General features: G+C 68.9%; 11 protein-coding genes. 3 read left to right on the top strand and 8 right to left on the bottom strand.

What is annotated here, in order from left to right; all coding sequences use genetic code 11:
* The first annotated feature begins 16 nt into the window (after positions 1 to 16).
* Positions 17 to 1,108, top strand: coding sequence for an Rv2578c family radical SAM protein (locus tag D514_RS36540; protein ID WP_017831373.1), 1,092 nt, complete (start codon positions 17 to 19; stop codon positions 1,106 to 1,108).
* Positions 1,109 to 1,154: 46 nt separating this feature from the next.
* Positions 1,155 to 1,694, top strand: coding sequence for a YaeQ family protein (locus tag D514_RS36535; protein WP_017831372.1), 540 nt, complete (start codon positions 1,155 to 1,157; stop codon positions 1,692 to 1,694).
* Between the two features lie 60 nt (positions 1,695 to 1,754).
* Here D514_RS36535 and D514_RS36530 read toward each other — a convergent pair whose 3' ends face one another.
* On the bottom strand, positions 1,755 to 3,998 hold the full coding sequence (locus D514_RS36530; RefSeq protein ID WP_017831371.1) for a DEAD/DEAH box helicase: 2,244 nt from the start codon (positions 3,996 to 3,998) through the stop codon (positions 1,755 to 1,757).
* Positions 3,999 to 4,279: 281 nt separating this feature from the next.
* Here D514_RS36530 and D514_RS36525 point away from each other — a divergent pair, with 281 nt between their 5' ends.
* Complete coding sequence (locus D514_RS36525; protein ID WP_017831370.1) at positions 4,280 to 5,185, top strand: aldose 1-epimerase family protein; 906 nt, start codon at positions 4,280 to 4,282, stop codon at positions 5,183 to 5,185.
* Positions 5,186 to 5,307: 122 nt separating this feature from the next.
* On the opposite strand, the gene D514_RS36520 is transcribed toward D514_RS36525, so the two are convergent.
* The 7 genes from D514_RS36520 to D514_RS36490 all read right to left on the bottom strand — a co-directional run bounded on the left by D514_RS36520 (position 5,308) and on the right by D514_RS36490 (position 14,652).
* Positions 5,308 to 8,520 carry an efflux RND transporter permease subunit gene (locus D514_RS36520; RefSeq protein WP_017831369.1) on the bottom strand — a complete coding sequence of 1,071 codons (3,213 nt, stop codon included), beginning with the start codon at positions 8,518 to 8,520 and terminating at the stop codon, positions 5,308 to 5,310.
* Between the two features lie 16 nt (positions 8,521 to 8,536).
* Positions 8,537 to 9,124, bottom strand: a complete 588-nt coding sequence (locus D514_RS36515) for a TetR/AcrR family transcriptional regulator (protein ID WP_017831368.1) — start codon at positions 9,122 to 9,124, stop codon at positions 8,537 to 8,539.
* Positions 9,125 to 9,264: 140 nt separating this feature from the next.
* Positions 9,265 to 10,449: a Gfo/Idh/MocA family protein gene (locus D514_RS36510; RefSeq protein WP_031206433.1), complete on the bottom strand. Its 1,185-nt coding sequence runs from the start codon at positions 10,447 to 10,449 to the stop codon at positions 9,265 to 9,267.
* A gap of 37 nt (positions 10,450 to 10,486) precedes the next feature.
* Positions 10,487 to 11,545 carry a LacI family DNA-binding transcriptional regulator gene (locus D514_RS36505; protein ID WP_017831366.1) on the bottom strand — a complete coding sequence of 353 codons (1,059 nt, stop codon included), beginning with the start codon at positions 11,543 to 11,545 and terminating at the stop codon, positions 10,487 to 10,489.
* A 3-nt stretch (positions 11,546 to 11,548) separates the two neighbouring features.
* The gene (locus D514_RS36500) at positions 11,549 to 12,430 is read right to left on the bottom strand and encodes a carbohydrate ABC transporter permease (protein WP_017831365.1); all 882 of its coding nucleotides are present in this window, start codon (positions 12,428 to 12,430) and stop codon (positions 11,549 to 11,551) included.
* Positions 12,423 to 13,382, bottom strand: a complete 960-nt coding sequence (locus D514_RS36495) for a carbohydrate ABC transporter permease (protein ID WP_017831364.1) — start codon at positions 13,380 to 13,382, stop codon at positions 12,423 to 12,425. The genes D514_RS36500 and D514_RS36495 overlap by 8 nt, the downstream gene beginning before the upstream one ends.
* Before the next feature lie 4 nt (positions 13,383 to 13,386).
* Positions 13,387 to 14,652: a sugar ABC transporter substrate-binding protein gene (locus tag D514_RS36490; protein WP_017831363.1), complete on the bottom strand. Its 1,266-nt coding sequence runs from the start codon at positions 14,650 to 14,652 to the stop codon at positions 13,387 to 13,389.
* Between the last annotated feature and the right edge of the window lie 67 nt (positions 14,653 to 14,719).

The following is a 14,719-nucleotide window of genomic DNA, read 5'->3' as shown; positions in this document are numbered from 1 at the left end:
CTGTTCGAATTGTCGAATGAGGTGGCAGGGACAGAAGCTCGGCGAGACGGATGCGGCGGCGCTGCCCGGCCTCGAAGACCGATCGAGCGTCCTGCGCTCGGTGACGACTCCCGAGTTCGCCGGGATGACGTTCCACGAGGTGCTGTCGAAGTCGGCGCTGAATCATGTGCCCGGCGCCTCGCGCATGCCCTTCGCCTGGACGATCAATCCCTATCGGGGGTGTTCGCATGCCTGCGTGTATTGCTTCGCCCGCGGAACCCACGAGTACCTCGACCTCGACGGCGGGGCCGACTTCGACTCGCAGATCGTCGTCAAGGTCAACGTGGTGGAGGTGCTCGAGAAGGAGCTGCGGCGCGGCAGCTGGCAGCACGAGACCGTCGCCCTCGGCACCAACACCGACCCGTACCAGCGGGCCGAGGGCCGGTACAAGCTCATGCCGGGCATCATCGAGGCCCTCGCCGCGTCCGGCACTCCGATCTCCATCCTCACGAAGGGGACGCTGATCCGCCGGGACATCCCGCTGCTCGTGAAGGCCGCGAATCGGGTGCCGATCGATGTGCAGATGTCGATCGCGATGTACGACGACGAACTGCAGAAGGCGATCGAGCCCGGAGCCCCGACGACTCAGGCGCGACTCGACACCGTGCGGGCGCTGGCGGATGCCGGGTTCCCCGTGACCGTGTTCCTCATGCCGATCATGCCGCACATGACCGACTCGCTCGCCGCGATCGACAGTGCCCTCGTGCGCATCAAGGAGGCCGGGGCGCGCGCCGTCATCTACGGAGCTCTGCACCTGCGTCCTGGCGTGAAGCCGTGGTTCTTCGAGTGGCTCGGCGAGGCGCGGCCCGACCTGGTGTCGTCTTACCGCGGGCTGTACCCGGGAGCGTCAGCCGAGGCCCCGAAGGGGTACCGACAGTGGCTCGCCAAACGCACTCGTCCGCTGATCCGCATGCACGGCCTCGACGGCCGCCACGAAGACGACTACTCCCGCCGCGGGTTCCGCCCGGGGCAGGGGCACGTGCAGACGACGGTGTCGACCGCCGCGACGGTGCGCTTCACACCCAGCGCACGATCCGAGGCGTCACCCGCGCAGCCGATGCTCTTCTGACCCGACGGTCGAGCGCGCATCCCGCAGCCGCGTAGGCTCGGGGATCATGGCGATCGGTTCCACAGTCCACACATTCGAGGTGCAGCTCGCTGACACCGATCGCGGCGTCTACGAGGACTACTCACTGCGGGTGGCGCGGCATCCGTCCGAGACCGATGCCTACATGCTCACGCGCGTGCTCGCCTACGGGCTCGAGTTCGCCGAGGGCATCGCCTTCGGCGGCAGCATCTCCTCGACCGAGGAACCGGCTGTGCTCGTGCGCGACCTCACCGGCCTCATCACCGCCTGGGTCGAGATCGGTGCTCCCGACGCCGAACGCCTGCACTACGGCAGCAGGCTCGCCGAGCGCACCGTGGTCTATACCCACCGCGACCCCGCCAAGGTGATGGCGCCGTGGACGGACAAGCGCATCCACCGCCGCGAGGACATCCGCGTCCACAGCTTCGACCCCGGCTTCATCGACAGCGCGGCCGGGCTGATCGAGCGCCGCAACACCATGACCCTCACGGTGACCGAGAGCGTGATCTACCTCGACCTCAACGGCACGAACCTCACCTCCACCGTGCACGTGTACGGGCTCTCCTGACCGACGACATGCGAAAGGCCCCGCCCCGCGGAAGCGGGACAGGGCCTTCGGCGAGATGACTCAGGCGGTCAGATCGGCCGCGGTCGGCACGCGACCGGCGATCTCCTCGATCACGTCGTCGTCGAGACGGGCGTTCTCGAACGGCGCGTCGATCTCGGCACGGTCGAGCAGCTCGGTCATGCGACGCTGGCGCTGACGCGTGATCAGCGTGACGACACGGCCGGAACGACCCGCGCGGCCGGTGCGACCCGAGCGGTGCAGGTACGTCTTGTACTCGTCGGGCGCATCGGCCTGGACGACCAGGTCGATGTCGTCGACGTGGATGCCGCGGGCGGCGACGTCGGTGGCGACGAGCACGTTCACGCGTCCGGACGTCAGACGCTCCAGGTTGCGCGTGCGCTTGGCCTGGTTCAGGTCACCGTGCAGCGAGACGGCCGGGATGCCGGCGTCGTCGAACTGCTCGGCGAGCATGTCGGCATAGGCGCGGGTGCGGGCGAAGACCAGCGTCTTGCCGTCGCGGTCGACGAGCGAGGTGAGGATATCAGCCTTGTCGCGGTGCTCGATCACGAGCACGCGGTGCTCGATCGTGCTGGAGTCCTGGTCTTCTCCGGCGACCTCGTACACGGCCGGGTCGACGAGGAACTCGTCGACGAGAGCCGCGACCTCACGGTCGAGCGTGGCCGAGAAGAGCAGCTTCTGGCTGCCGTCGGCGGTGTGACGCAGAATGCGCTGCACCGGCTCGACGAACCCGAGCTCGCACATGTGGTCGGCCTCGTCGAGCACCGCGATGCGGCAGTCCGAGAGGTCGAGCTTGCCCTGGTTGATGAGGTCCTCGACACGACCGGGGGTCCCGATCACGATGTCGACGCCCTTCTTGAGCGCGCCCACCTGGCGTCCCTGCGGCACACCACCGTAGATCTGCGTGGTGAACAGGCCGACGCTGCGGGCGATCGGCTGGATCGTGCGGTCGATCTGCAGCGCGAGCTCGCGCGTCGGAGCGAGGATGATCGCACGCGGCGACCGTCCGAACTCACGGCGCTTGCCGGCCTGAGACTGCAGCACGCGCTCGACGAGCGGAGCACCGAAGGCGATGGTCTTGCCGGAGCCGGTGCGGCCGCGGGCGAGGACGTCACGCCCTGCGAGCACGGCCGGGATGCTGGCGGCCTGGATCGGGAACGGCGTGGCCGCCCCCATGCCGACCAGGGTCTCGACGATGTTCGATCCGAGTCCGAGGTCGCCGAAGGTCACGCCATCGACCTCGACGGCGGCGACGGACTTCGCCTCGAGGCGCTCGTGCACGACATCGTCACCCGGTGCGAACTTCGCTCCGGTCGAGGCCGGACGGCTGGTGGCGTTCCAATCGTTGCGGCTCGGACGCTCGTTGCGCGCCGGACGCCCCCGGGTGTCGGAGGTCAGCGGGCGCGGGCGCTCGGTGCGGTAGGCGCCGCCGGTCGACGGACGCGAACGCTCGTCGCGGCCGCCCTCGTACGAACGCTGTGTGCGGTCGCGGTCGAAGGCACGACGTGCACGGTCGGCGTCGAATGAGCGCTCAGGGCGCGCGGCGCCGCGGTCGTTCGACCGGGTCCGGTCACCGGCACGGTCGTCGCGACGCGGACGCTCGTCGCGGTCGAACCGCGCACGCTCGGCACCACGGTCGTTGCCGAAGCGGGGACGCTCGGCGCCACGTCGATCGTCGCGACCCGGACGCCCACCATCGCGGTGGTCGTTGTCGCGGAAGCCCTGACGCTGGGTGCCGGCACCGCGGTCGTCACGACGCGCGCGGTCATCGCGCTCGAACCGGGGGCGGTCGCCGCCGCGCTCGTCGCGGTAGGTGCCGGGTCCGGTCGGACGCTGTCCGCCGAGATCGTCCCGACGCGGGCGGTCGCCGAAGCGTCCGCCGGCGGTGGGCCGGTCGTTGAAACGGGGGCGCTCGGAGCGCTCGTCGTTGCGGTGATGCGGGGCCTCACGACGCCCGGACTCCGCGCGGTTGCGGATGCCGCGGGCCTCGTCGCGGCCGGCGCGCTCAGACGCACCCCAGCGCTGCTTGGGCGCACCCGACTCGGCTTCGGCCGGACGGTAGCCGCGGTGGCCGGCGCTGCGGCTGCCGGGGCGACGGTCGTAACCGCCTGCGGCAGGAGCGGTGCGGCGATCGCCGGCATCCGCTCGTCCACCGCGCTCATCGCGCGCACCGTCACGGGCGGGGCCGCCGTTGTGACGATCGTGGAAGGAGGTCTTCTTCGCGCCGTAGCGCGGCTCGAAGTTCGCGGACGGGCGTCCGCCGCGGGGCTTCTTGTTCTTCGGCATTGCGTGTCTTTCTGTGTTCTCGCACGAGAACAGCGCCGCGCGCACGCGCGAGCACCCTGCGCCTGGTCGAACTCGACCAGCGGGGTTCCGGACTGTCAGCGGCCGGGGCCATTCATGTGATGGTTGATTAGCGTCGAGCGACGCTCACCATCGGCCCCTGGACTCACACTTCACACACATAAAACGTCCGCGCCAACGCGCGGGTGTCCGAAGCCGACCGGTCAAGTGTAGCCGACGCGCCTGAGAGACTGCCGACCCGATGGTGGCCGTACGATGACGAGGTGAGTACCGCTTCCCCCACCGGCGCCCAGATCACCCTCCGACTCGGCGAGGTGGACGCGCAGATCGCTCAGGTCGGCGCATCCCTGCGTTCGCTGCGCATCGGCGGTGTCGACCTCGTGCCGCCGTACCCGCACGACCTGCCCACCCCGGCCTGCTCCGGCGTGGTCCTCACCCCCTGGCCGAACCGGGTGCGAGACGGGGAGTGGGACGACGAGGGCACCACGCGACGGCTCGCGATCACGGAGCCGAAGCTGCGCAACGCGAGCCACGGCCTGCTGCGATTCACGGCCTACGAGGTCGCGCACACCGATAGCGAAGCCGTGCTGCGGGCGACCATCGTCCCCCAGACCGGGTACCCGTACTTGATCGAGACGACCGTGACGTACACCCTCACCACCGACGGCATCGAGGTGACACACACGCTCACCAACCGCTCGAGCACGCCGGCGCCGGTCGCCCTCGGCACGCATCCGTTCGTGACGATCGGCGACGTCGATCCGCACGACCTCGTGCTGCGGGTGCCCGCGGAGACGGCGTTCGAGACCGACGAACGGATGCTCCCCACCGGCACCCGACCGGTCGGACCCGAGCTGCGCGAAGGTGTGCGCCTGGGGGATGTCACCCTCGACACCGGATTCACCGATCTCGCACGCGACCCCGACGGGCGCGTGCGCCACTCGCTCACCGCGCCGGACGGTCGTCGCGCCACGCTCTGGCAGGGCGAGGGCTTCGACTACGTGCAGGTGTACACGACGCCCGCCTATCCCGGGCAGAGCCTCGCGGTCGCGATCGAGCCGATGACCGCGCCCGCCGATGCGTTCAACAGCGGCCTCGGCATCCGTCGCCTCTCCCCCGACGAGACCTGGACCCTGCACTGGGGCATCACCTTCGCCACCACTCGCTGAGCGCGCAGCCGCCGGCCTCGTCCGTCCACAACTCAAGAGTATGCGACCGAAAGGCCCCGAATCACGCATCTGGATGCGGATCCGGGGCCTTTCTCCTGAGTTATGACCGGCGGTGACCGGCGCTACTCCCCGCGCTCGCGCAGTTCGCGGCGGGTGAGCTGCGACGCGTGCGGCAGGCCGGAGGCGTCGATCAGCACCGGCTGCCCCGATGCCGCAGCGGCACCGGACGCATCGGGTCCGACCGGAGCCTCCGGCGTCGGGATCCCGCCGGCGTCCGCTCCCCCCGCCCTGCGAGCCGCACGCCGCTCCTTGGCGCCCTCGACGAGGTTGTAGAGGGTCGGCAGCACGATCAGCGTCAGCACGGTCGACGAGATCAGACCGCCGATCACGACGATCGCGAGCGGCTGCGAGATGAACCCGCCGTGCCCGGTGATGCCCAGAGCCATGGGGGTGAGGGCGAGGATCGTCGCGAGCGCGGTCATCAGGATCGGCCGCAGACGCTTCTCGCCTCCGGCCTTGACCGCCTCGATGGTCGACAGACCCTTCTCCCGATACTGGTTCACGAGGTCGACCAGCACGATCGCGTTCGTCACCACGATGCCGATGAGCATCAGCACACCGATCAGCGACGCGACGCCGAGCGGCACGCCCGTGAGGATCTGCAGCAGGATCGCACCCGTCGCCGCGAACGGCACCGACACGAGCAGCAGCAGCGGCTGACGCAACGACTTGAACGTCGCGACCATGACCACGTAGACGATCAGGATCGCCGCGAGCATGGCGAGGCCCAGCTGCGAGAACGAGTCGGCCTGCTGCGAGGCGACACCGCCGACCTCGGCGGAGGCTCCGTCTGGCAGGTCGACCGCCGCGAGCGCCTCATTCACCGACTGCGTGGCGGTGGCGAGGTTGTCGGATGCCGGGGGCACGGTGATCGTCGCCGTCCGACGGCCCTGCTCGGTGGTGATCGAGGTGGGTCCGTTCTGCTGCTCGACGGTGGCGATGTCCTGCAGCTGCACGATGCCGGCGGGGGTCGGGATCGCGAGCGTCCTGAGCGCCTCGACCGTGGTCGGCGGGTTCGGGGTCACGATGTAGACCGTGAGGGCGGTGTCGTCGATCTCGACGGATCCCGCCTGCTGCGGGCGCATGGTGCCCGACACGATGCCTCCGACGGCGACCTCGGAGAGTCCGCGCTGTGCGGCGGCCTCCCGGTTGACGACGACGGCGATGTACGGCAGCGAAGCGGCGAGGTTGTCGCTCACCTGGCCGACCCCGTCGCGCCCGTCGAGCTCTTCGACCAGCGTGGTCGTCGCGGTCTGGAGGTCGTCGGAGTTCGAGGCGCTGACCGTGATCTCGATGTCGCTCGATCCGAAGCCGGCCGATGCCGAGACGGCCACGTCTCCCACGTCGTCGCCGAGTCCGTCGATCGCGTCCTGCACGTCGGCGCGGAGCTTCTCCTGATCGGCATCCGAGTCGGTCAGCACCGAGTAGGTGACGCCCGCACCGCCGGAGAAGGCATCGCTGAGCGCGGAGCCGCTGGTGCCGATCGAGGCCTGCACATGCTCGATGCCGTCGATGTCGAGGAGGGCATCCTCGACCGCGACCGCGGCATCCGACTTCGCCTGCAGGCTCGCCGACGGGCCGAGGTCCTGCGTGATGGTCATGGTGTTCTGCCCGGAGTCGCCGAGGAAGTTGACCTTCATCAGCGGCGCAGCGGCCAAGGTGGCGCCGAGCACGACGACCGCGAGGATCACGGTGATGCCGGAGTGCTTCAGCGTCCAGCCCAGAATCGGGCGGTACTGCCGCTGCAGCCAGGTCGGCGGGGCGTCGGGGTGCTCGGGGTCGATGGCGTCGCCGTGCTCGTCGAGCAGCGGCTTGCCGGGCTTGAGGAACCAGTACGCGAGGACCGGCACGATCGTGAGCGCGACCAGCAGCGACGCGACCATCGCGATCGTCACGGTCATCGCGAACGGACGGAACAGCTCACCGACCATGTCGCCGACGAAGACGATCGGCAGGAACACCGCGACCGTCGTGATGGTGGATGCGGTGATCGCCATGGCGACCTCGCGCACCGCGAGACGGATCGCATCGCCCTTGTCGGCATCGCCGACGTAGTGGCGTTTGATGTTCTCGATCACGACGATGGAGTCGTCGACCACTCGACCGATCGCGATCGTGAGCGCGCCGAGCGTGAGCACGTTCAGCGAGTAGCCGAACGCCTGCAACCCGATGAACGTGATGAGCACGCTGGTCGGGATCGAGATCGCGGTGACGAGCGTCGACCGGACCGACAGCAGGAACACGAGGATCACGAGCACAGCGAAGACCAGGCCGAGAAGACCCTCGGTGGCGAGCGTCTCGATCGACTGCACGATGAACGGCGCCTGGTCGAAGATCACCGTGAACTGGGCGTCGGGGAAGGCCTCGCCGATGGTGTCGAGCGCGGCGATCACGCCGTTGGACACCTCGACCGTGTTCGCCGCGGGGAGCTTGGTGATCGAGATCGAGAGCGCGTCCTTGCCGTCCACGCGCGAGATGGAGGTGACGGGGTCGGACTCCTGCACGACCGATGCCACATCGCCGATGGTGGCATCGGTGCCGACCAGCGGAAGCGCGGCGATCTCCTCGACCGAGGTGATCTTCGCCCCGGTCTGCACGGTGAGCGTCTGCCCGTTCTCGGTGATGTCACCGCCGGGGAAGAGCGTGCCGTTCTGCTTCAGGGCATCGCTGATCGCCGTGGTGCTCGTGCCGACGGCGGCGAGTTGCGCGACGTCGGGGGTGATGCTGATGCGCTGCCCGACCCCGCCGACGATCTCGGCGGCGTTGACGCCGTCGACGTCTTCGAGCTCGGGGATCGCGACGGACTCGAGCTCGGCCTGGGCGTTGTCGGCATCCTCGAAACCGGTGACGGCGACCTGGATCACCGGGAAGTCGTCGATCGAGACCGAGAGCACCTGGGGGCTCACATCCTCCGGCAGCTGGGAGGAGATGCGGTTGATCGCCTGCTGGATCTTCTGCTCGGCCGTGGCGAGGTTCGTACCGTAGGCGAACATGGCCTGCACGATCGACGCGTTGGTGGTGCTGGTCGCCGTGGTCGATTCCAGACCCGGCACGCCCTGGATCGCCGCTTCGACCGGCGTGGACACGTCGTTCTCCACGACCTCGGGCGATGCGCCGGGGTAGGTCGTCATGACCACGAGCGCCGGCAGCTCGAGCGAGGGGATGAGCTCCTGCTTGAGGTTCGTGAGTGCGAGCCCGCCGAACACCGCCGCGACGATGGTGATGAGGGCGATGAGCGCGCGGTTCTTCAGGCTCAGGATGGCGAGTTTCGACAAGGCGGTTTCCTCGGTGTCAGGGGGTGGCTGTCGCTGCGGAAGGGGTGGAGACGGCGTCTCCGAGGATCCGCGCCAGTGCGGACTCGATGAAGGACTGGGCGAGGCGGTCGTCGCGGATCTGCATGCTCCACATGACGCCGTCGATGAAGATCATCGCCGCTCTGGCGCGTTCTTCGCCGTAGGTCGGCGCGAGCAGTTCGACGAGGCGGTTCGACAGGTGTCGCGCGAGTTCACGAAGGCGAGGGTCGTGCACGGCTGCCGTGACCACGGCGCGGTCGGCCTGGACGGCGTGGTGGTCGTCCATGCTCTCGAACACGAGAGCGGCGATCACCTCGGGGCTGTCGCCGCGCTCGGCGAGGGTCTGCCGGACACCGTCGAGACGCGCGTCGACCTCTTCGGCGAGCGCGCGGAAGGCCGCAGCCCTGAGGTCGTCGAGGGTGTCGAAGTACTGGGTCGTCGCCCCGAGGGGCACCCCGGCGCGCGCGGCGACCATGCGGTGCGTGACGGCCTCTGCGCCCACTTCGACGATGAGCTCTGCGGCAGCGGTGACGATCTCGAGACGGCGCGCTTCAGGGTCACGTCGACGACGCGCACCATGCTTCATCCCGCCCCCTTGGACATCCGTACATGTACGTTTGTACATTTTCGGATTGTGAGGATGCTGAGAGCGGTCCCTTCGAATCGCGCGATGCGTTCCATCCAGGCCGCTGGTGCAGCCGGTCGCGCGATTCGAAGACAGTTGCCTCAGACCAGAGCGGCCTCGACCTGTCCCCGCTCGAAGTAGGCCACGAGCTCGGGATCCAGCGGCGGGATCTCGATCGCCGAGCCGTCACCGCGCAACGACGCGGTGGCGAGGATGCCTGCGGCCACCGCCTCGCGCGCCGCGACGGGAGAGGTCTCGGTCAGACCCCCGTGGCGGACGAACCGCAGGAACTCGGCGACGAGCAGCGCGTCGGCGCCGTCGTGACCCGCATCCGGCACCTCGGGGACGATGAAGGTCTCGTCGGCGTCGGCCGCGCCGGCATGCCGCCGATTCCACAGCTTGACCTCGCTGCCGGCCACATCCCCGAAGTTCTCGATGCGCCCCTCGGTGCCGATCACGGTGTAGTTGCGCCAGTAGTCGGGAGTGAAGTGGCACTGCTGGTACGACGCGAAGATGCCGCCCTCCAGCTGCATGTTCACCATCGAGATGTCTTCGACGTCGACCACGGGGTGGAGCCCCGTGAGCGCGGTGGGCGGCCAGTTGTCCATGCTGAACCAGTCCGGCATCCGCTCCCCCGCCCTGTCGCGGCGGTCGGTGATGTCGCCGTAGACGCTCAGCGCCCCCATCGCGGAGACCCGCTCGCTGTAGGCGCCGGCGAGCCAGTGGATGATGTCGATGTCGTGGGCGCCCTTCTGCAACAGCAGTCCGGTGGTGCGGCGGCGGTCGGCGTGCCAGTCCTTGAAGTAGAAGTCGCCGCCGTGGCCGACGAAGTGCCGCACCCACACGGCCTTGACCTGGCCGATGCGGCCGCTCTGGATCAGCCCGCGCATGAGCGTGATCACGGGCATGTGCCGCATGTTGTGGCCGATGTAGAGACCCGTGCCGGTGCGGCGTGCGGTCTCGAGCATCGCATCGGCGTCGGCGAGGTCGATCGCGAGGGGCTTCTCGCAGAACACGGGCACTCCGGCTTCGAGCGCATGGATGCTGAGGGCCGCGTGCGTGTCGTCTGGCGTGAGCACCATGACGGCGTCGACACCCGAGGCCAGCAGCTCGTCGAGCGATTCGGTGATGAGGGCGTCCGGCACGAGGGCGCGGGCGTCCTCGCGAGCGCGCGGGGCGAGGTCGCATACCGCGCTGATGCGTGAGCCCTGCCCCGGGCGATGCACCTCTTCCTGGAGGGTCGAGCGCGCGCCGAAGCCGATGATGCCGATCTGGAGATCCACGATGGTCCTTCTGTGTGATGAGTCTGTGCGGATGCCGAGGTCAACGGGCCCGCGATGCGGGGGCGTCGAGGTCGGTCGATCCGCCGGGGAAGAGCGTCCACGCGAAGTCGTGCAGGCGCCCGGGTGCGGAGTCGCTCTCGAGGGCACGGTCGACGATGATGCGCGCCTGCCTCTCGTAGAAGTCGGTCGGACCGACGGTCGTGAGCGTGGGCGCGATCAGGCGGGCGTCGGGGGTGTTGCCGACACCCACCACCGCGACGTCGTGCGGCACCCGGAGCCCGAGCATGTGCGCGGCGTTGATCGCGGCGATCGCGGCGAAGTCGGTCGTGGCGTAGACCGCGTGCGGCCGGTTCTCGCCCGACAGCAGCTCGACCGCGGCGGTGAAGGCGCTCGCCTGGGTGTCGGCGTAGGTCACCGTCCAGGCAGGGTCGGGCTCGATGCCGGCCGCGGCCATCTTCTCGACGTAGGGCGTGTAACGGGTGACCTGCTCACCGGCGAGGCGCACCGCTCCCTCCGCGGCGATGCATCCGATCGCGGTGTGCCTCTCCAGCAGATGATCCATCGCGATCTCGCACCCCGGGATCGCGTCGGAGCGGATCACGTCGAATCCCTCCGGCTCGAGATGCTCCGAGAACACCACGAGGCGCTGCCCGCGGCGCACGAGGTCGGCGAGGTTCTGCCGCGCCTGGTCGTCGAGTCCCACGCCGTCGAGGTAGGCCACGTCGCTCTCGACCCGGTCGAGCGCGGCGTGCCAATCGCCGTCGGCGAGGATCAGCGTGGTGAGCCCGTGCCTGTTGGCCTCGGCGTTCACCGCGTCGGCGACGGCCAGCGACCACGGGTCGCTGAGCATGTGCAGAGATAGCTGCACCATGCCGCTGCGTCCGGTGCGGATCGCCCGCGCCGCGCTGTTGGGCCGGTAGTTCAGCTCGTCGGCGGCCGCCAGCACACGCGCGGCGGTGGCCTCGGCGACACCGGCGCCGGATGCGGCCCCCGCCCGTCCGGAGAACACGTAAGACACGGTCGCTGTCGACACGCCTGCCCGTTCGGCGACCATGCGCAGGGTCGGGCGCCGGGGCGCAGGGTGCTCGCTCTTCGCCATGTCTCAGCCCTTCGATCCGCTGAAGGCGATGCCCTGGATGAACTGCCGCTGCAGGACCATGAAGGTCACGAGCATCGGCAGGGTCGCCAGCAGCGCGCCCGCCATCAGCACCGGGTAGTCGGTGCCGTGGATGCCGACCAGCTGCGAGAGCCCGACCGACAGCGGCATCTTCGCGGGGTCGGTCGTCACGATCAACGGCCAGAGCAGATCGTTCCAGGACCACAGCACGGTGAACACCACAAGTGCGATGATGCCAGGCTTCGCGAGTGGAACCATGATCCGCCAGAAGGTCTGCCACGGATTGGCTCCGTCGATGCGGGCGGCCTCCTCGAGCTCGGCGGGCATCGACAGGAAGAACTGCCGCATCAGGAAGGTGCCGAAAGCACTGAAGATGCCGGGCACGATGAGCGCCTGCAGGGTGTTGAGCCAGCCGAGCGCCTGGATGATCTCGTACTGCGGCAGCAGGTAGAGCTGCGAGGGCACCATGAGCACCGACAGGAACACCACGAACAGCGCGTTGCGACCGGGGAACGGGATGCGCGCGAACGCGTAGCCCGCCATGGTGCACAGCACCACCTGGCCGACCGTGCGCCCCACGGTGAGCCACACCGAGTTCAGGAACATCTGCCCGAACGGCATCGAGTCGAACACCTCGGCGAAGTTGGTGAACACCCATTCACGCGGCAGGAACGACGGCGGCACCTGCACCGAGTCGGACAGCGTCTTGAACGAGGTCAGCAGCTGCCAGACGAAGGGGAAGACCATCAGCACCGCACCGAGGATGAGCACGAGGTGCACGATCCAGATGCCGCGGTTCTTCGGCGTCCCGGAGCGGCCGGCGGAGGCGCCGACCACGGCGCGCGTGTCGAGCGAGACGTCACTCATAGTGCACCCACTTCTTCTGCAGACGGAACTGCACGATCGTGAGGATCAGGATGATCACGAGCAGCAGGAAGGCGACGGCGGCCGCATAGCCGCGGTCGTTGTCGAGGAAGCCCGCCTCGTAGAAGAGGTAGACGACGGTGCGGGTGTTCGGCATCGCGGGGTTGCTGCGTCCGAGCATCATGTAGATGAGGTCGAACACCTGCAGCGCCCCGATCACGCTGATCACGCTGACGAAGAAGATCGACGGCGACAGCAGCGGGATCGTGATGGAGAAGAACTTGCGCACGGGGCCAGCGCCGTCGAGGTCGGCGGCCTCCATGATCGTGTCGGGGATGCCCTGGAGCCCGGCGAGGAAGATGACGATGTTGGTCCCGAGCCCCGCCCAGATGCCGACGACGGCGATCGCGACCAGCGCGGTGTTCGGGTCGGTGAGCCAGCTGCGCCCCTCGATGCCGATCGCACCGAGCGCGGCGTTGAGCACCCCGTAGTCGCCGTTGTAGATCATGCGCCAGACCAGCGCGATGGCGGCCGGCATGGTGACGACGGGGATGAAGTACAGCGTGCGGTAGGCGCTGCGGCCCTTGAGCCCCGCCGTGTTCAGCAGAGCGGCGATCCCGACCGCGAGCGGGATGCCGATGAGGGCGATGATCGTGTAGATCGCGGTGTTGCGAAGGGCTCCGATGAGCTCGGGGTCCTGGAACAGGCGCGTGTAGTTCTCGATGCCCACCCACTCGGATCCGCCGAACGGGCCCGACTTCGTGAACGAGATGATGAGCGTGCGGACGGTCGGCCAGAGGTAGAACACGGTGATGCCCAGTGCGGTCGGTCCGAGGAAGACCAGCGCCCACCAGGGCGAGGCTCCCGGGCTGCGCCGGCGACGGCGGATGCCGGAGCCCTGCGGCTGCGGCATCCGCTGCGCCGTCTCGACCGCGCGCGGTGCGATGACGGTCATGCGGTCACTCCTGCTCGGCGTCCAGTGCCGCCTGCATCTGGTCGGCGAGGTCCTGCAGGCCCTCCTTCGGGGTCACCGCTCCCGACCACACCTGCGAGAGCACCTCGCTCTCGATGCTCGTCCAGGCGGAGGTGTTCTTCGACACCGGGTAGGGCACGGCGTTGTCGAGGGCGTCGATGTAGACCTGCAGGTCGTACTGCGGGAGGGCATCGACCCATGCCTGCTGCATGCCCGTGAAGGCGGGGATCACGGTGCCGGTCTCGGCCTGGATCTTCGCAGCCTGCTCTCCGGAGGCGAACTCCGCGAACGCCTTGGCCTCGGCCAGGTGCGCGCTCTTCGCATTCGCGACGTTGCCGACGCCGTGGATCACGCTCTGGTTGCCCTCGACCCCCGCGGGGAGCGGGGCGACGTCGACGATGTCGCCGATGTCGGCGTTGTCGGCGTAGGCGATCGCCGCCCACGACCCGTTCTGGAACATGGCGACCTTGCCGGAGAGGAAGAAGTCCTCGGGGTTGGTGTCGGTCATCTGCTCCGCCGTGGGCGAGGACCCGGCGACGATCAGATCGGTCCACAGCTCGATGCCCTCGAGCGCCTCCGGCGAGGCGTATCCGCTCTTCGTGCCGTCGGCGGAGATCACCTCACCACCGGCCTGCGCGATGGAGTTGTAGAAGTTCTCCTGGCCGTACTGGCTGGCCGCCACTCCGAACTGGCCCTTCGCGGGATCGGTGAGCTTCGCGGCAGCGGCGGTGAAGTCGTCCCACGTCCAGTCCGACGACGGGTACTCGACGCCGGCGGCGTCGAACAGCGCCTTGTTGTACCAGAGGGCGACGGTGTCGAAGTCCCTCGGGGCGCCGTAGAGCTTGCCGTCGTAGGTGTAGAGGTCGATCAGGCCCTGCGGGTAGTCGGCGGCGTCGATCCCCCCGTCATCGAGCGGGGCGAGCTGACCGTTCGAGGCGTAGAGCGGGAAGTTCGGGCCGTTCATCCAGAAGACGTCCGCCGCCGAGCCGCCGGTCGCGGCCGTCTGCAGCTTGGTGAAGTACTCCTTGTACGGCGTGACCTGGACGTCGACCGTGACGTTCGGGTTCTCCTTCGTGAACGCCGCGGCGATGTCCTCCATGGCCGGCTTCTGGTTCTCGTCCCAGATGGCGTAGCTGAGGGTCACGTCGCCGTCGGAGCCGCCGCCCGTCGAGGCGGAGCAGGAGCTCAGGGCGAGGACGGCGACCGCAGATGCGGCGAGTGCGCCGAGAGCGCGGCTGGTCGTACGGGGCATCGGTGTCTCCTTCGACAGGTGCACGAGTGCGGGGGTGTTAATCGATTAGCGTTAATCGATTAGCAAG

It is taken from the genome of Microbacterium sp. UCD-TDU (genome assembly GCF_000340625.1).
GTDB classification, from domain to species: Bacteria; Actinomycetota; Actinomycetes; order Actinomycetales; family Microbacteriaceae; genus Microbacterium; species Microbacterium maritypicum.
The sequence above is the reverse complement of the archived record's forward strand: the minus strand, read 5'-3'. Positions and strand labels throughout refer to the sequence as shown.